At 44.9% G+C, this 18812-nt stretch carries 10 protein-coding genes; 5 read left to right on the forward strand and 5 right to left on the reverse strand.

All coding sequences use genetic code 11. The features are described from left to right. Positions 1 to 123: 123 nt before the first annotated feature. Genes L2729_RS05450 through L2729_RS05460 form a run of 3 tightly spaced genes read right to left on the reverse strand, consistent with a single transcriptional unit; the run spans position 124 to position 4434 of the window. Positions 124 to 1254, reverse strand: coding sequence for a lipocalin-like domain-containing protein (locus L2729_RS05450; protein ID WP_248987340.1), 1131 nt, complete (start codon positions 1252 to 1254; stop codon positions 124 to 126). After that, the gene (locus tag L2729_RS05455) at positions 1251 to 3773 is read right to left on the reverse strand and encodes an ABC transporter permease (RefSeq protein ID WP_248987341.1); all 2523 of its coding nucleotides are present in this window, start codon (positions 3771 to 3773) and stop codon (positions 1251 to 1253) included. The genes L2729_RS05450 and L2729_RS05455 overlap by 4 nt, the downstream gene beginning before the upstream one ends. Continuing rightward, complete coding sequence (locus L2729_RS05460) at positions 3766 to 4434, reverse strand: ABC transporter ATP-binding protein (protein WP_248987342.1); 669 nt, start codon at positions 4432 to 4434, stop codon at positions 3766 to 3768. The genes L2729_RS05455 and L2729_RS05460 overlap by 8 nt, the downstream gene beginning before the upstream one ends. Before the next feature lie 543 nt (positions 4435 to 4977). Here L2729_RS05460 and L2729_RS05465 point away from each other — a divergent pair. Further along, complete coding sequence (locus tag L2729_RS05465; RefSeq protein ID WP_248987343.1) at positions 4978 to 10272, forward strand: PAS domain S-box protein; 5295 nt, start codon at positions 4978 to 4980, stop codon at positions 10270 to 10272. 111 nt (positions 10273 to 10383) lie between these two features. Further along, positions 10384 to 11400, forward strand: coding sequence for a response regulator (locus tag L2729_RS05470; RefSeq protein ID WP_248987344.1), 1017 nt, complete (start codon positions 10384 to 10386; stop codon positions 11398 to 11400). Between the two features lie 58 nt (positions 11401 to 11458). Here L2729_RS05470 and ygfZ read toward each other — a convergent pair whose 3' ends face one another. Beyond that, positions 11459 to 12430: a tRNA-modifying protein YgfZ gene (ygfZ, locus tag L2729_RS05475; protein WP_248987345.1), complete on the reverse strand. Its 972-nt coding sequence runs from the start codon at positions 12428 to 12430 to the stop codon at positions 11459 to 11461. A 164-nt stretch (positions 12431 to 12594) separates the two neighbouring features. Beyond that, a complete protein-coding gene (gene serA, locus L2729_RS05480; RefSeq protein ID WP_248987346.1) occupies positions 12595 to 13824 on the reverse strand; it encodes a phosphoglycerate dehydrogenase in 1230 nt (409 codons plus the stop codon). Positions 13825 to 14025: 201 nt separating this feature from the next. Here serA and L2729_RS05485 point away from each other — a divergent pair, with 201 nt between their 5' ends. The 3 genes from L2729_RS05485 (at position 14026) to exeM (ending at position 18564) form a co-directional block, all read left to right on the forward strand. Next, positions 14026 to 14637, forward strand: coding sequence for a DUF2238 domain-containing protein (locus tag L2729_RS05485; protein WP_248987347.1), 612 nt, complete (start codon positions 14026 to 14028; stop codon positions 14635 to 14637). A 200-nt stretch (positions 14638 to 14837) separates the two neighbouring features. After that, positions 14838 to 15509 carry a helix-turn-helix transcriptional regulator gene (locus tag L2729_RS05490; RefSeq protein WP_248987348.1) on the forward strand — a complete coding sequence of 224 codons (672 nt, stop codon included), beginning with the start codon at positions 14838 to 14840 and terminating at the stop codon, positions 15507 to 15509. A 388-nt stretch (positions 15510 to 15897) separates the two neighbouring features. Next, positions 15898 to 18564, forward strand: a complete 2667-nt coding sequence (gene exeM / locus L2729_RS05495; protein WP_248987349.1) for an extracellular exonuclease ExeM — start codon at positions 15898 to 15900, stop codon at positions 18562 to 18564. Positions 18565 to 18812 lie beyond the last annotated feature (248 nt).

Raw genomic sequence — 18812 nt, forward strand, 5'->3', positions numbered from 1 at the left:
CATTAAATAATGAGTATATTCAAAAGCTTGATTAATGATAACCATTCTTATTTAAGGTTTGCTTGTCGCGACAGTTGTTAGCTGTAGCGGGCCTTTATGTAGGCCCAAGTAGAGATTTGATGCTTAATATCCAGTGAGTTCCATATAACCCATTCCATTATGGGTGCCGCTAATATTGATAGGACCCTCCCAATAAGGGATAGAGAGCGGCATACTGGAATCATTATTCAGCGGGGTGGTCGTAATATCGATATTTTCCGATGGGATCTGGATATGCCATTGGACAGGGTATCTGCCCGATGGTGTTTGCTGCCATGCAGTGGCTGTCATGGTAATTTGTTGATTACTGATATTATGGCCACGGCCATCTTGGTACATGCGTCTGCCACTGTAAAAATGAGATTGCTCGCCAGTGTCATCCCTAAGCTGAAACAGCATTAGGGTGCTGGTGCTATCCAATCTAATCGCAAACCAGTCCCAGCCTTGCTGAGTTTTCGATAGAAACTGTGAACTCCACTCTCTGTCTAACCAAGCATGCCCACTGACCTTTTCTCGTTTACCATCTCTTACCAGGCTGCCTGTCACCGTGATAAACGGCTGGCTATAATAGTAGGAGGCGACGCTGCCAGCGGCATTTTTTACGCTATAACCGTTATCGCCTTGCAGTTGAAAAGGTGCAGTTGTATCCAGTTGCAGTTGATAGCTGAAATCTGAACTTGCTACATTTAATGTGGCCGGAAATAGCTGTTTGCTTTGACTGCGCCATTGCCAATCATCTTGACGGATGGTTAACGGCTCTGCTTGTGTACCAGCAATACTCTGGTGACCTCGAGACCACTTCTCTTCTGCCTGATGTTGGGTCTGGCTAGTGATGGCAGTATGGGACATGTACAGCTGCTCAGTTTGCCAAGGTGAGCTATCGATAGCGCTATTGGCTAGCAGCTGTCTATCTGTTTGTTGAGCCGATGGTGGTGAAAGCGCGATACGAAACTGAGTCCACTGGAGTCCTACTTGTTCTTTCGATTCTGTTTCCAGGTTGGCGGTGAGGTACCACCACTCCTGCCTAAAATCATTATGTGCCATATGATCGGCAGGAAACTGCAAACTGACATTTGGCGTGACGGGAGTATAACCTTGGGCATTGCCATTGAGTAACTGTCCCATGCCTGTTGAAGGCGACGCCGCAGGCGAACAGGCAGTAATGAACACGGTAATGAAGCTTATCAATAAAGCCGAGGGTAAGACTCTGTTCATAATGCCTCCTGCTGCAAGCTGGTTATCAGCGGTTTACGGGTCTGCCAATAGAGCGGCAGCAGCACTGCCAGCGCACTCGCCCCCAGCGCGATAAGCACAACTTGAAAATAAGCATGCCAGTCCCACACCATGGCGATACTCCAACCAAAGGCCTGCAGGGTCACTTTGTTAATCAACAGGTAGCCAAGCAGTGCGCCTGCGGGTAATGCGAGTAGACACGTGAACAATACAATCAACAGCATTTGCAGTGATACGATGCCGCGCAGTTGATTGCGGCTGACGCCAAGTGCATAGAGTCGAGCCAATGGTGCTTGTCTTGCCTGAGTGAGCATCAAACAGGCGCTGAACAGCCCGATGGCGGCAACCATCAGTGTTAGGCTGTTGAGCACTAAGGTTATTGAAAAAGTACGTTTAAAGATCTCCAGTGCGCGTTGCTTTATCTTGGCTTGGTTATACATCTGCGCTGCCGATAACGGTATTTGCTGTTGTAAAATGTGCTCCAGTTCGGCTATCTCTCCTGTGTAGCTGGCGGCGATGCTCGTGGGGCTGCTCGACAATGCTAATCGCTGCCACGTATGTTGGCTGACAATCACTTGCCCTAACGGATTACCGTAATCATAAAAGATCGCCCCGATAGGTAAAGGTGGCTGTGAGGCATTTTTGAATTCAGGCAACGAGACAAGATCGCCGACCTCAAGTCGATACTTAATCGCCATTGGCTCGCTGATCATCAAGGCACTGCCTTCAAAAAACTGCGGCCATAAGTTATCGACTTGTGCCTTCATTTGGTTACTGTTTCTGAGTGAGTGAACATCTCGTGTCATCAGGCTGATGGGGGCATTCTGATAATGACTTTTATGCACCCATTGGCCATAAACGGCGCTGACCTTAGCCTGTTTGGCTAACAGTGTTTGGGTCGCCTCGATTTTGTCATTGGGTGGGCGAATATAAATATCGGCATATAAGCGAGCATCTAACCAGTTCTTAAGCGTGATTTCAAAACTGCCCACTAAGGTGTTCATCGATATGTTGGCGGTGAGTGCGAGTAACATGGCCATCATTGCTAATGACAATGGCGCAATCAGCTCTTTACTTTCAGCCACTGCGTATTGCCACAAGCCATTACGACTTACACGTGTGGCGACAGACAAGCAAAGTTGCAGTGATAATGGCAGTAATAGAGGGATGGCAACCGTCACAACACCCAACAGGATTAAGCTATGTTGATAATCGCGGCTAAAGGGAAAAAGTGTTGCGGCTAGTGTTAGTAAACCGATTGCCGTTACAAACAGTATTCGTTGATATTTACCCGCATGGCGTTGCTGCTCAAAACGACTGCTACTGCGCGCGAGTGGTTGCTTAGCCAGAGCATTAAACAGCGGTAAACATGCGCATATGGCCGCGACAAAAGTGAGTCCAATAGCTTGATAGAGCCAACTCCACTGCCATAAGCCCGGTAACAGCCTTGCCCCATAAAGTTGCTCCAGTGTTAACGCTATCATAGGTTGTAGCCAATGACTTAACTGTAGGCCTAAGATAAAACCGAGCACCGACCCTATGATGACTAAGCCAAACAGCTCCAGAAAAAGTGCAATTAACAATGCGCGTTGCGGGACACCTTGCTGCTGCAGTTGCACTAACAGTTTTTGTCGTTTTAATAAGCTATAACGTACACCGTTATAAGCGATAAAAAGTCCCACCACAAAGGCGAGTAAGCTCATTGCCGTGAGGTTTAAATGAAAACTGCGGGTCAAACTTGTGAGTCCTTCTCCCTCATCTTGTTCGGCCAGCTCAAACTGCTTAATGCTTTGCTGACTAAATATTTGACTGACTTTTGCGGTTAATTGACTGGCGTTGCCAAAGAGCGCTATATAACTCAGTTCCCCTGGACGGTCGAGTAATTGCTGTCCGAGGGAGATATCCATTAAAATGGCATTCCCTAGACCGAATTCGTCGCTAACTGAAATGACGGATAGCATGACGCCTTCGAGTTCGAGTATGCCTTTTGGGGCAACTTGCTCAGCATGACTTTCACTCATGAGTATATAGGGTTTACCAGAGAGCAATTTGGCTAGCGGAATACCACTTGAAAGCATTGAGACTTTGGCGGGTTTTGCGGTGTCATTGGATTTGCTCTGATATTGTTGTATTGAGAGCGCCGCGATGAGGTCGCTGGCTTGAATATCCCAGCGCTGGCCTTTGCTATCAGTCACAGTACCTGCTAACACCGCCAATGATTGGGTTACACCAGCTTGACGCAGTCTGATATAGACCGAATCAGCGATGACTTTTTTACCTGCGACGGGCGCTAAAATAAGTTGTGCACGTTGGCTTAACAGTTCGGTTGCTTGTGAGTAGCTGCGCACCGCATTTTCGTTAGTGGCACGTACACCAATCAGCAGCATTACTGCTAAAATAAAACCCAATAAAATAGCGCCTGCTTGTAAGGGAGCTTTGAGGTAATGCCGAGCAAAAACAGCCAGGCTGAGTCGAACGGTTAAGCCTAATTGGCTACTCATTGATGCGGCCTTGCTCTAAATGCCAGCGTCTTTGCATGAATGCCGCGCACTCAGCGCTATGCGTCACCATCAGAATACTGGTATTTGATTCGCGAGCTAGTTCGGTAAGCAGTTGCATCACTTCTCTACCGGCTTTTTCGTCAAGATTACCCGTGGGTTCATCGGCTAACAGTAATTTGGGCTGATGCGCTAAGGCGCGAGCGATAGCAACGCGTTGTTGTTGTCCGCCTGAAAGCGTTTCAACATGACGATGTTTCACCGTGTCTAAGCCTAACTGCTTGAGCAGATGATCGCACCATGGTGACCATTGCTGGCGATTAAGTCGTAGCGAAAATGCAATGTTGTCTTTTACATTGAGTGGGGTGAGTAGATTGAACTGTTGGAAGACAACGCCTAAATGGTGACGCCGAAATTGGCTCCACTGCTTGTCTTGCCATGGGGTGGTGTCATTGTCGAATAGCGAAAGTGTGCCACTATCGATAAATTCAAAACCACCGATAATGTTAAGCAAGGTGCTTTTTCCGCAGCCGCTGGGCCCTGTTAGTGCAACTGTGTCTGCACTTTCTAGTTGTAGGTTAATATCATCTAACACTTGATGATATTTATCGCCGTCATTAAATCCTTTAGATACCGCTTTGAACGCCACGATACTGTTACCCATAACAACTCCTTTATCGACCCCGCACGGCATAAACTTGCGAAGTGACATCCATGGTTTTGCTCAAAAACTATTTATTTGGTTGCCTGCAACTAATCTAGCACGCAATCCAGTGTAAATACGCATCAAAGTTACATTTAGATCGCTGATTATTAAACCCATTTATTTAAGTCCTGTAGCGCTAAACTCTTCAAGTCTACAAATATGTGCTGGATAGGTGAATGTGCTTAATTAGGTTGCCAGAATGTAAGCGAGGTGTAGGTTAAATGATTTGTAGTCCAAATGAACAACTGTTATGTTGAGTCTAACAGGTTATTTGTGAGTGAAATTTGTACTATTTTTACTATTCATCAAATGGTTAGCATCATCAAAATGTTATTGATGTCTTTTTAGGTACTGGCTCCAAGTCTTGTCTACACTGTGGATATTGATCTAGCACTGACTTCCTCTTTTTAATTAACTTACTACGCATGAGTATCAAAAGTAATAGTAGCTTCAGCTACAATATTTTTACCTGGCTCATGATGACCAATAGCACTGTGGATTATGGATATGAGTAGACTTCGCACCTTTCGTAGCCGAATTTTATCGCAAATAGCTTTACCGTTAATTGCGATAATGGCCGTCGTATTCAGTATTAACGGTTGGTTTAATTACCAAGCTGAAGAGAAATACATTTATGATGACCTAGAAAAAAAGGCTGAAAATATTGCCCGCAGGATCCAATTTTTCCTACTTTCTGCTCAAAATGATACCCGCTCGATTGCAGATCTATTGGGTGAAGGGAATACCACATCACTCTTCAACAATGAAGATAAACTCAAACTGTTATTAACCCGTCGATTGGATAGGCATCCTGATTTTTATGGCAGTGCTATTGCTTTTCAAAAGGGATCGATTGGTGAGAGAGAGCTGTTCGCCCCTTATGCTTACCGAGAGAAGGGGAAGATCAATATCATTGATATTGGCATTGATGGTTATGACTACACTGACGGCTCGTGGGAGTGGTGGAGTAAAGCGATAAATAACGTCAATGGCTATTGGTCTAGTCCTTATCTTGACGAAGGTGCCGGTAATGCATTGATGATCAGTTACTCGCAGCCTTTTGGTCCGTCACAACCCTTCGCTGGGGTTATTACCGTCGATCTGGCGTTGAATGCTATTCCACAAATGGTGAATGTGGCAGCAGAACGAATCGTGGTGCTTGACGACCAAGGCCAGCTTATCTATCACGCGAATCAATCGTTGTTGTTGCAAAGAGGAGCAGATAAATGGTTAGCACAATCTACCGATAACGGACCTTTTATTGAATTAATAGAGAGTGGCCTTGCTGGTTATAGCCAGGTGCAAGATAGCTCAGGTGGCACCTTCTTGGCGAGTGTTGGCGTTGTCCCCGCCCTAAATTGGCGGGTTATTATAATGACCCAACAACAACATCTACATAATAATTTTTTACTTGGCTTCTCTTCATTAGCATTAAATCTGCTGCTTATTTCAACGGTGTTATTGCTCACCGGCTACCTGACGGCCAGAAGATTAACGCGTCCAATAGAAGAACTTGAAGCGGGAATCGTTGCTTTTGGCGCTGGAAAAACCAAACGGCTGGATCAACCGAAGGGGGCAGCGAGCGAACTTATTACCTTAACGGATAAGTTCAATGATATGGCGCAGGTGCTAGAGGAACGCGAGCAAGCTTTGCTTGATTCTCGTGGGAACCGCTTTGCCAAATTAATTGATGGTATGAGCGATAAATCTTTTTATTGCTCGATTGAACCTGATGGTCAAATAGCCCAAGTAAGCGCAGGCGTTGAGAAGGTGCTTGGCGTCAGCCCAGAGTTATTCAGGCGTAAGTACCAGAGAATGTTCTCCGATAACCCGATTAATGATCAGAACTGGCATTATATGGATGAGGCATTACAGGGTAAGAATGTGCCGCCTCACCAAATTGAAATGCTTGATACTGAGGGAAAATTACGCCGTTTAGATGTCTTTATGCAGCCGTTACTGTCTGACAGTCAAGAGCTGCTTTCTGTTGAAATGCTATTTAATGATGTGACAGAGACGTTTTCTGCGGCGGCGTGGTCCAATGCGGTACTTGAATCTGCACCAGAAGCGATGCTGATTGTTGATGAGTCCGGGAAGTTGGTGTTTACCAACAGTCGTTGCCAGCTACTATTTGACTATGATGAAGCGCAAATGCTGACGATGTCGGTTGATCAGCTGGTACCAGATTCGATTCGCCCCCATCACGCCGATTTGCGAGCCAAGTTTGTTGCAGAAGGTAGAGATCGAAAAATGGGCCTAGGTATGGGATCAGACTTGATGGCACGGAAAGCTGATGGTAGCGAATTCCCGGTGGAGATCAGCCTTGGTTTGTTGCCTGTCGATGCCGAGGGGCAGCGTCAAGTCGCCGCCACCGTGCGCGATATAACTGAAGAGTTAGAGATTGCTAAACGTATAAAAGATAGCGAAAACCGTTTCCGCGGTTTAGTGACCAATATTCCCGGTGCCGTTTATCGTACTCGTGTCGCAGACATTTGGGTGATGGAATATATTAGCGACAATATTGGCGATATCAGTGGTTATCCAGCCTCTGACTTTATTGAGAACAATAAGCGCAGCTTTACGAGTCTGATTGTTGAGGAGGATCTCGTCACGGCAAATCATGCCATTGAAACAGCCTTAGCCGAGCAAAAAAGCTTTGAAGTGCAATATAGGATCAAACACCGTGATTCAAGTATTCATTGGGTCCATGAAAAGGGTAAAGCGATCTATGACGCTGAGGGGATTGCTCTTTGGTTTGATGGCAGTATTAATGACATCACCAACAGTAAGGTCGCGCAAGAGAAAATAGCGCAATCTCAACAACAGCTAGAAACAATAACCGAATCGATCCCGAGTACCGTTTATCAGCTGCATTGGCGATCGAACAGTGATCGCGAGTTCACCTTTTTATCAAGTGCCTGTATTACTACTTTAGGCTTCCATCGAGATCAAGTGATCGACAATTTCGATTTGGTTGCCGATTGTATTATCACCGATGAACGTTCGCATATTATTGAAGCGTTATCTGGTGCTAGCTTGTCAGGCTTAAACTGGACAGAAGAGTTTCGTTATCGCCATCCGATGGGGGATATTCGTTGGTTACAAGCGGGAGCGCACGGTAATCAATTAGCCGATGGCAGCATCGTCTGGAACGGCTACTTGATGGATATTACTGATCGAAAACAGATAGATAAAGAGTTGGCAAAGCGCGAAGCCCACTTTAGAGCGTTATTTGATAACGCCGGTATCGGTATTGTGAATGTGGATGATCGCGGTGCGATCTTAGATTGTAACGAGCAATTCAGCCATTATATGCAACTGTCATCAGCCGATCTTAAAGGCACCTCGTTCTTTGATTATCATCATAATGACGATCGCGATGCGGCCAAGTCGATGTTTATTGAGTTGATGAAAAATGGCGGCAGTAGCATGACTTCGGAGATCCGTCTGCTGAGCCAATCTGGCAATGTGATGTGGATGGATGTGACATTTACCGGCTTGCAAGATAAACACGGTAAGCTCAACTCTGCCGTGCTGTCGATGTCTGATATCACGTCACTAAAACAGATCTCGGATGAGTTAACACAGGCAAAAGATTCAGCCGATGCCGCTAGCAAAGCCAAGAGTGACTTCTTAGCTAATATGTCTCATGAAATTCGCACCCCAATGAATGCCATTATCGGCATGTCTCAATTGTGTCTGCAAACAGAGTTAGACAATAAGCAGCAAAATTATGTACAGAAAATTGATCGAGCCTCAAAGTCGTTGCTGGGGATCATTAATGACATCTTAGATTTCTCAAAAATTGAGGCGGGTAAGCTTGATATAGAATCAGTGCCATTCCAGCTCGATACCATGCTCGAAGATTTAAGTGACATGTTTTCGGTTAAAGCTGCGGATAAGCAACTGGAGCTCTTGTTTGCTGTTGCGCCTAATATTCCAAGACAGCTCGAAGGTGATCCATTGCGTCTGTCGCAAGTGCTGATCAACTTGATGAATAATGCGGTTAAGTTTACTGAGCAAGGTGAAGTGCTGCTTTCTATTAGCCAGCTAGAGCAGATTGACGACTCGATTACACTGCGGTTTAGCGTACGAGATAATGGCATCGGCCTCACGGAAGAGCAGCGCAATAAGTTGTTTAAATCCTTTAGTCAGGCTGATGCATCGACGACGCGTAAATACGGTGGTACTGGTCTTGGTCTGGCGATCTGTAAACAGCTGGTGGAGCTGATGGGGGGGGAAATCGGCGTCGAAAGTCAGTTCGGTAATGGCAGTACCTTTTTCTTCACCGTTAAGTTTAAAGTGGCTGACAGTAAGCTATTAAAAGTGGGCCAAGAGTTAGAGGGAATGCGTATTTTAGTGGCAGACGATAATGCCACTGCCCGCGATATTTTGCGTACCACGCTTGAAAGTATGGGCTTTGAAGTGGATACCGTAAAGAGTGGTGCTCAAGCTATAGAACGATGCAAGACTACGCAATATCCAGTCGCCCTTATTGATTGGTTAATGCCTGAAATGAACGGCTTAGAAACATCGGCTGCCATCATCGATGGCAGCGATACTCCGCCTAAAATACTTATCGTATCAGCCCACGCCAATACAGAATTTACAGATAATATTAGTAACAGTGGTATCGCTGGCTACATCACTAAACCTATCAGCGCCTCGCGCTTACTTGATGGGATCATGTCATCACTGGGTAAAAATGGTGTCATGCCTGTACGGCGTAAGGGCACCGACATTAGCCAAGTGCTACTGGCACAGCTCAAAGGCAAGCGCATTTTACTCGTTGAAGATAATGACATGAACCAAGAGGTCGCGACTGAATTTCTCGAGCAGGTAGGGATTATCTTATCGATTGCAGATAATGGCCAAATCGCGTTAGAAAAGCTAGCGACGCAGTCATTTGATCTCGTCTTAATGGATTGCCAAATGCCCGTCATGGATGGCTATCAGGCCACGCAGGCATTACGTAAAATTCCTGAACTTGCAGAACTGCCGGTGCTGGCGATGACAGCCAATGCAATGGCGGGTGATAAAGAGATGTGCTTACGCGCAGGAATGAATGCGCATATTGCTAAGCCGATAGAGGTGTCGCTGCTCTATACCACATTGTTGGAGTATTTAGGAGATGGTCAGCAGGAGATATTGGTCAGCGATTTTGATAAAGCGGAAGCAGACGAACAAGTGCTTTTTTGGCCACAACATGCAGAGCTTGATGTTGATAAAGGCTTGCAGCTGGTACAAAACTCCATTCGCCTTTATAGACGTATATTTGAGCGTTTTTATACCGGGCAGATGCATACTGCTGAACAGATTGAATTAGCAATAAGCCAAGGTAAAACTGAGGATGCCATTCGCTATGCACACACTTTAAAAGGGGTGTCGGGTAACTTATGTGCCCCTAGATTAGTTGAAGTGGCTAGAGTCATTGAAAGCAAGTTAATCGCTTCAAGTGAAGCGGATGTTGCTGCTGAATTAGTCGAACTCGAAAAACTGGTCGCCGTTATTTGTGATGCGATATCTGAGTGGATGTCGCAGCTCCCCAATCATGATGCGTTAATTGAGCAGAGCACACCAAGTCAGACCTTATCCGACGTTGAGTTGGCAGCTGCGGCAGCAGTATTACTGAACATGTTGGAAGATGCTGACTCTGATGCCGTTGACAAAATGGACGAAATAAAAGGTCAGGTGACCGCTGATATGTGGCATAAAATCAGCCCCGCACGAGCGATGATCCATAGCTACCAATTTGATGATGCCGCCGAGCTGATTAAGTCATTATTTGACTTGTAGAGCATTAAATTTAGCTTTTTGGTAATCAAATACAGCGCTTTGAAACGCGTGTGGTTTTAAAGCTGACTATACTTGATTCATCGTTTGGGTCTAATAAGGAGAGTAGGTTTAATGGATAAAGCCACCATTTTAGTTGTGGACGACACCCCCGGTAATATCGATATTTTGGTGGGGATCTTAAGTAATGACTACAAGATTAAAGTGGCTATCGACGGCCCTAAAGCACTCGCATTAGCGCAAAAAAATGCCCCTGATCTTATTTTACTCGATGTGATGATGCCAGGGATGAATGGATACGAGGTGTGTGAGCGTTTAAAGACTGACCCGCTGACTTGCCATATACCGGTTATTTTTGTTACCGCTCTGGCTGAAACTGCTGATGAGACCCAAGGGTTTGCGCTGGGCGCAGTTGATTACATCACTAAGCCAGTGAGTGCTCCTGTGGTACAAGCGCGGGTAAAAACCCATCTTGCGCTTTATGATCAAAAACGCCTGCTTGAGCAGGAAGTGAAAGCACGGACAAAAGAGCTAGAAGAGACACGGTTTGAGATTATTAGACGTCTTGGGCGCGCAGCTGAATATAAAGACAATGAAACCGGACTACATGTTATTAGGATGAGCCATTATGCTCGCTTGTTGGCGATACAGTCTGGGTTGCCAGACAAGTACTGCGAGCTTATTTACAATGCCGCTCCAATGCATGATATTGGTAAAATCGGCACCCCTGACTCGATATTGAAAAAGCCGGAAAAACTAGATGAACGTGAGTGGAAAGAGATGCAGTGCCATGCAGAAATTGGCGCTGAAATTATTGGTGAACATAAAGACCCATTGCTTAAAATGGCCAAACGTATCGCCTTGAGTCACCACGAGAAGTGGGATGGCAGTGGCTACCCAAATGGCATCGCAGGGACGGATATTCCCATTGAAGGTCGCATAGTGGCAATTGCCGATGTGTTTGATGCATTAACCTCGATTAGGCCCTACAAAAAGGCTTGGACCGTTGCTGATACAATGGCACTTATCGAGAGTGAGTCTGGCAAACATTTTGACCCTGAGCTGGTCGAGCATTTTAAACAGATTTTGGCAGAGGTCACACAAATTCGCGATGAGCATCATGAAACGTAACGACTTTCTACCATCCATAAAAAAGGCGCCCTAGGCGCCTTTTTTATTACAGTACTCGTTAGTCACTCTCTTCCAAAGAGTATGGCAGGGCGATGACACTGAGTTTTGATGCATCATCACCAGCGATTCTCAACGTGGCGTCCATTGGTGTGTCATTGGCTAACACCGCCGTAAACAATACCTGCTGATCTCGTTGAACACTTTCAATAATGGTACCAGCGCGGCGAAATCCAGCATCCTCTTCTAAGGCTATCTCTAATTGGCTGTCAGCGGTTAATTCAGCTGATATCGTACCTGAGACAATATAGAGTGCGCGTTTGTTGCCACCGCGGTATTTCATTCGAGCGATTGTTTCTTGGCCCATGTAGCAGCCTTTGTTGAAGCTAATACCATTGATCGCTTGCAGGTTGCACATTTGCGGTACAAATTTAGCATTATGCACAGCGCTAATATTCGGGTAGCCGGCTAATATTTCTAGCTCTTGCCATGCCGTCGCATCAAAAGTCACTGCTTCAGTCAGTGTATTGAAGCGCTCTAGACTCGATTGCTCGATTGCAATAATAAAACGGCCAGCATCTTGGATTATCATGCCATTGTCGATAAGCGTTAGTTCATCGTTTAATGCCCCAAATTGCTCGGTTAACCAAGTTGATGCTTGCTCGCCAGCAACGCCTAAAAGTAGCCAGTCTTCGCTCACATCAGTGAGCTCAGCCTTGCTAAATACGGCATACTTTTGCAATTGAGATAGATCTAATGCCAAAGTCTGTTTTGGCATCATCATAAATAGGGTGTCGTCTTTCGCAAAGGTTCTAAAGGTGGCAAGCATTTTCCCTTTAGGATCGCAATGTGCGCCCCAGCGCCATTGATTGTCTTCAAGTGAGCTGATGTCGGTAGTGACTTGACCATGTATAAAGCTGCGGCCTTGTTCGCCCGTTACCGACATTAAACCTAAATGAGATAACTGGGACACAATAAGGGAAGGCTGTTGTCCGTTTAAAGGCCAGTTAGGCTGAGAAGTTGACAGGGTCATGAGCAAGTCCAAGAGTTAAACGAGAAGAGTGATGATTGTAACGCTAATCATAGGCTGCGAAAAGTTGCATACCGCAAGTTTATTAAAACTATAAGGCCGTACAATATCGAATTATACGGCCTTAGATGATCTGCTGAAATTTATTTCAGCTAAATAGGACTGACTTAGTGAAGTAGTCGAGTTCTAATTGTGCCTTCAATCGCTTGCATTTCGATGAGTGCCTCATCAGCTTTATCTGAATCAACCTCCATCACCACGTATCCTATTTCAGCTGTTGTTTGTAGATATTGGGCAGCGATGTTGATGCCTTTCTCTGCAAATGCCAAGTTGATCTGGATAAGGATCCCGGGTCTGTTACGGTGAATATGTAACAACCGCGAGGTACCAGAGTGTGGCGCTAATGAAACTTCAGGGAAGTTGACAGCGGTCATGGTCGAGCCATTATCAGAGTATTTAACCAGTTTTCCAGCGACTTCTATACCGATGTTTTCTTGTGCTTCAGCCGTGCTACCACCCACATGAGGAGTTAATATCACATTATCAAGCCCACGTAATGGGCTGACAAACTCATCATTATTCGACTTTGGCTCGACCGGGAATACATCAATAGCTGCCCCCGAAAGGTGTTCTTCTTTGAGCGCGGCCGCTAACGCATTAATATCAACAACGGTGCCGCGTGAAGCGTTAATCAAGATGCTGCCTTTGCGCATACAAGCCAGTTCAGCGTGAGCGATCATCTCTTTGGTATGCGGTGTCTCTGGTACATGTAAACTGACCACATCGGCAAGTGACAGCAGCTGTTCCATTGAATGTACCTGCTGCGCGTTGCCTAAAGGTAGCTTGTCTTCAATGTCATAAAAGATAACCCGCATGCCCAACGTTTCAGCAAGAATACCTAGCTGGGTACCGATATGGCCATAGCCAATAACACCCAGTGTTTTTCCGCGTGCTTCATAACTGCCTGCAGCACTTTTTAGCCAACCGCCTCGATGAGCCATAGCGTTGCGCTGAGGGATCCCACGCAGCAACATGATGATCTCGCCCAGCACTAATTCAGCTACACTTCGAGTATTAGAGAAGGGTGCATTGAAGACGGGGACCCCCAGTTTTTCAGCAGCAGCCAAGCTTACTTGGTTGGTACCGATACAGAAACAACCAATACCGACCAGTTTATCAGCGTGACTTAATACCGCTTCAGTCAGTTGGGTACGGGAACGAAGACCCACAAAATGTGCATCTTGAATTGAAGAGAGTAGATCCTCTTCGCTCAGTGCTGCTTTGTGGTATTCAACATTGGTATAACCCGCTCGTTCGAATACATCTACCGCAGATTGGTGGACGCCTTCCAACAGCAGGATTTTTATCTTATCCTTGTCCAGCGAGTGTTTCGCCATGATTTATGTACCCTTTTGGTTTATTTGTATTATGTATACTTAAGCTCACCGCTGAGACGACTAAATTCAACCGCTAGGGTGGTTTAGGTATAAACTGTCAAGCTATAAACAAAGTAGCACTTTTTTAACTCTGTGTAGAGGGCTGGATGGCTAAAGTGTTTATTCTAAATTTAGAACAATATCTTATACGGGAGAGATATTTTGAATAAAAGCATTGCATGGCTAGTTATCTTTTTTTTGGTTCTACTGTGGTCTGCAATTGAGCCGAAAGATCAGTTCACTTGGTTGTTAGAAGTTTTACCGGCATTAATTGCACTGCCAATCCTCGCTTTTACGCGTAATAGCTTTCCCCTAACGAGCTTGGCTTATGTTTTGATCCTTATTCATTGTGTGATTTTAATGGTCGGTGGCCACTACACCTATGCCGAAGTCCCTTTGTTTGACTGGATTGCACAATGGACGGGGACTACACGTAATAACTACGATAAAGTCGGCCATCTTGCGCAAGGATTTATTCCCGTTATTTTAGCTAGAGAAGTGTTTATCCGCTTAGGTGTCGTTAAGCTTGGCGCTTGGTGTAACTTTTTGGCTATTTGTTTTGCCTTAGCATTCTCAGCACTTTACGAGCTTATTGAATGGTGGGTCGCTGCGCTTACAGGCGAAGATGCTGAAGCATTTCTCGGTACACAAGGCTATGTTTGGGATACGCAATCTGACATGGCAATGGCATTAGTAGGGGCGATTGCTGCGATAATATTGTTGAGTCAGTACCATAACAAATTGATCGCGATTAAGATGAAACCACAGCTTTAAGGATCCGTTAAGTTCCCTGAATTGTATGTCTACTTTAGTCCTTACACTGTTTCTGATAAATGATTTTCAGCCAGCATACTTTATTACTAGGCCAACTCTATGTAGACTGACTTAGTCTGCTTTGTATTATTTTTTTTGGTTAAAGGTAATTATTACAAAGCATTGAATGGACTAAGTGAAATATCTCAGGGAGAGAAGTGATGAATAATATTGATGAAGTGGTGTTTCTTCATCAGGTGGCTGCACCTTGCCACCTGGCTATGCTTGCAGAATCAATTGGATTGAAGACGCGAGTGATTTCAGACATTGAGCAGCTTGAACCTAGCGCTGATAGCTGTAGTTTCTACCTTATCTCTCAACAAGGTGCTGCGATTGACTGTAATGGCATCCCTTTGGTTGCTTCACTACTGGTTAAGCATGTGCCTGTGGCACTTTATAATGTGAGCAAGGATTCTTTAGATGAAGAGTCTGCGCTGTTATTGGGCATTAGAGGTCTACTGTTTACAGATCAACGAATGGACTTACAGCTCACGGGCTTACGAAAAGTCCTAGCAGATGAGCTATGGTATGACAAAATTTTGATCAGCCGTGTGTTCCGTCAATTAGTGAGTCAAATAGATACCCCACGAGCGTTATCAACCGAAGGTTCTGAATCATTCCAACAATTAACCCGCCGAGAAAAAACCATTATTCAACAGGTTTCCAGCGGTGCCCGCAATAAAGAAATTGCGACAGGATTGTGTATCAGTGAGCACACCGTTAAGGCACATATTTCATCCATTTTTAGAAAAACACATGCACGTAACCGTGTTGAGTTATTACGTTGGGCTGAGCCTTACCAAAACCAATTGAAGTTGCATGCCGTTGGCTAGGGTTGAATCCAGTAAAAATTAACGACCTACGGGTCGTTTTTTTGTGACTGTGGCTGGCTAAATTCAACCAAACTAGTGTTTTTATATGAAATTTATTGGCTAAGTGGAGTTTATGACTAAAATATTGAAATTATTTAGTGAAAATTTAACGATTCATCAGAGCTGGTTTTACATCCTACTGTTTCTTGTTAACTAGTTGATTTAAGTGCTTGTTTAGCAATGAATGTGAGCACTGTTCGTTTTGGTGGTTGGTTTGTCGTTACATTACAGTTAGTTAACTGGTTTAAATGTGACTAAGGCATCTTCTTTTTGTCACTTTTCTCTGTAAGAATCCCCCGTGCACGTTAATAAAAATTAGCGGCAATATTATAAAAATGGGGTTGAATAAATGGATAATGTTAAAAAATTGTCAGTATTAGCACTGTCAATCGCTGCTGCTCTGCCTATGATGGCGAGCGCAGATGTGATTATTAGTGAATATGTAGAAGGCAGTGGTGGTAACAAGAAAGCGATTGAGCTTTATAACGCTGGAGATACGGCGGTAGATTTATCTGGCTACACTTTGATTAGACATGGTAATGGTGCCGCCACGGCTTCGTTAATGGCTACCTTAAGCGGTACATTAGCTGCTAATGGAACCAAAGTAATTGTTCATAACCTTACAGATATTCCTTTAGATGCTGGCATTGATCAGCTTATCAGTACTGGAATGACATTTAATGGTAATGACGCTGTTGATTTAATGAATGGCGCGACTGTAATCGATAGAGTCGGCATTCTTTCTTCTGATGATTTCGCTAAAGATGTCACCCTTCAACGTAGTGATGCTGTTACAGCACCTCAAGCCGTCTGGGTTGAAAGTGAGTGGATTGATAAAGGAACAAACTATTTAGCTGGGCTGGGAGCTCGCAGTGGTGACTTCGATGGTGCAACAGGTCCTGAACCTGAAGTGCCAGCATTCAGTTGTACAGGTGCCACGTTCACTCCTATCTATGATATCCAAGGTACAGGCTTCAAGAGCCCGCTAATTGCCGATGGTAAGTACAAGACTGATGCCGATTACACGGTTGTCGGTGTCGTGACTGCCCGAGCTGATAGCCAAAAAGGTTTCTACCTGCAGGAAATAGATGGCGATGGTTCTCTATTCACTTCTGATGGAATATTTGTTAACACCAATGGATCTGCAGATGAAGCGATTCAACCGGGTGTTAAAGTTTGTGTTCAGGGTAAGATTGAAGAAAGTTATGGTCTGACACGTATCACCGATGTCGGAGATAATTTTGCTACTGACGGAAACGCCGACGTCCCTGCGGCTGAGCCGCTTTATATTGTAGAAGGTGAAAGACTTTCTAATACCCTTGAGCGTTTAGAGGGAATGAAAGTTAAGCTCGATCTTGCTACGGATATGAAGGTCACCAGTATGTATGGCCGCAGTGGCGATCCACTGGGTCTTGTTCTGTCTCATAAAGCACCGTTGATGAAGGCGACCCAAGTTGAAGCCCCTGGTTCTGATGCCGCAGCCGCTATTCAATCGAAAAATAAAGCCAATCAACTGCAAATTCTTCCCAGCATAAAAGCGCCTTCAGGTACCGTTCCGTATCTTGCAGATTTTAATGCTGAGACCGGATATATTCGCATCGGCGACACCATTACCAATCTTGAAGGTATGATCGGTTATGGCTATGGCAAATATCATCTTGTTGCGACAAATCAGATTGCTACAAGTGACATTTTACGCAGTGATACTGATAGATCGGCAACACCTGATATTGCCACTATGGGCGATATCCGCGTTGCCAGCTTCAACGTTCTGAATCTGTTCACCAGTGACAGCGATGTTGGTGGTGCATTGAATGCCACTTGTAAAGATCAGGCCGATGCCGATAAAGCTAAAAAGAGTTGTGGTCGTGGTGCGCATACATTAGAAGATTATCTAAAGCAGCGCACAAAGATTGTTAGTGCGCTAAAAGAGATGAACGCTGATGTAGTTGGTCTGATGGAAATTGAGAATAATGGTTTCGGTGAAACTAGCTCGATTCAGTATCTGGTCAATGCCTTGAACGCTGAGTTACCTGCTATCGATGCTTATAAGTTTATCGAAGCAAACGAAGCTGATAAGTACAAAGGTAAGTTCATTGGTAGCGACGCAATTACTGTCGGGCTGCTGTATCGCCCAAGTAAGGTTAAGCCTGCCGGTGATGCGTTTGTTATCGAGACTCCAGAGCAACATGCTCCTGCTGGAGTTATGAGCCGCGGTGAAGGTAATGATGCTGAAACTAGCCCTAGTTATAACAAGTATCAACGTCACAGCTTAGCTCAGACTTTCCAGATCAATGATGAGAAGTTAACTGTTGTAGTGAACCACTTGAAATCTAAAGGCTCAAGCTGCTTAGAAGATTGGAGTGAATTTGCTGAGAAAAATGATCCAGCCGATCTACAAGGCCACTGTAATGAGTTCCGTGTCTCTGCGGCCAAGGTTATCGGTGAGTCTTTGAAAGACATCGAGGGTGATATCTTGGTGCTAGGTGATATGAATGCTTACGGTATGGAAGATCCTATCGCTGTCTTGACAGATTACGATGCTGCAACTGCCGAACGTGAGATAGTTTCTGCTTCATGGACGACGCTTGAAGGTAAAGTGTATGAGCAAACGGGTAGTAAGATTGACAAAGGTTACGGCTTCATTAACCTTAATACTCAGGCTCATGGTGTTAGTACCTACTCATACAGCTACAGTGGTGAATTGGGTAACTTAGATCATGCGTTAGCTAATGCAAGTGCTGCGGCGAGACTGGTCGACATTCAAGATTGGCATATCAACTCGGTTGAATCTATCTTGTTCCAGTATTCTGCGTATAACCAAGGTGATATCGACATTTCTGATAATGCCTTCCGCTCTTCAGACCATGATCCAGTTATCATCGCCCTGAGCTATCCAGCGCCAGTAGATCCTGTTGTACCCGTTGTGCCACCAAAGAAAGACGATGGTGGTTCATTGGGTTATCTAAGCCTACTAATGCTATCACTATTTGGCTTACGTCGCCGTAAGCACTAATGGCAAACTAACCACGGGTTAGCCTGCTGGTATTAGAAGAACTGATAAGCCACCTTTAATTGAGAAGGTGGCTTTTTTTGCTTAATTAATCAACCGATAGTAGTGGTATTACTCATCTTGAACTACAAATTGATACAAATAGCAGTCTAATGCACTAATTGCTCGTTAACCTGTAAAAAAAGTAGTTTAAAACTTTCTCTTTAGTAGTGTTTTGATCACAACTAGGCCATGGAAAGGATTACTTACCT

The sequence above is a fragment of the Shewanella gelidimarina genome (genome assembly GCF_023283945.1).
GTDB lineage: Bacteria > Pseudomonadota > Gammaproteobacteria > Enterobacterales > Shewanellaceae > Shewanella > Shewanella gelidimarina.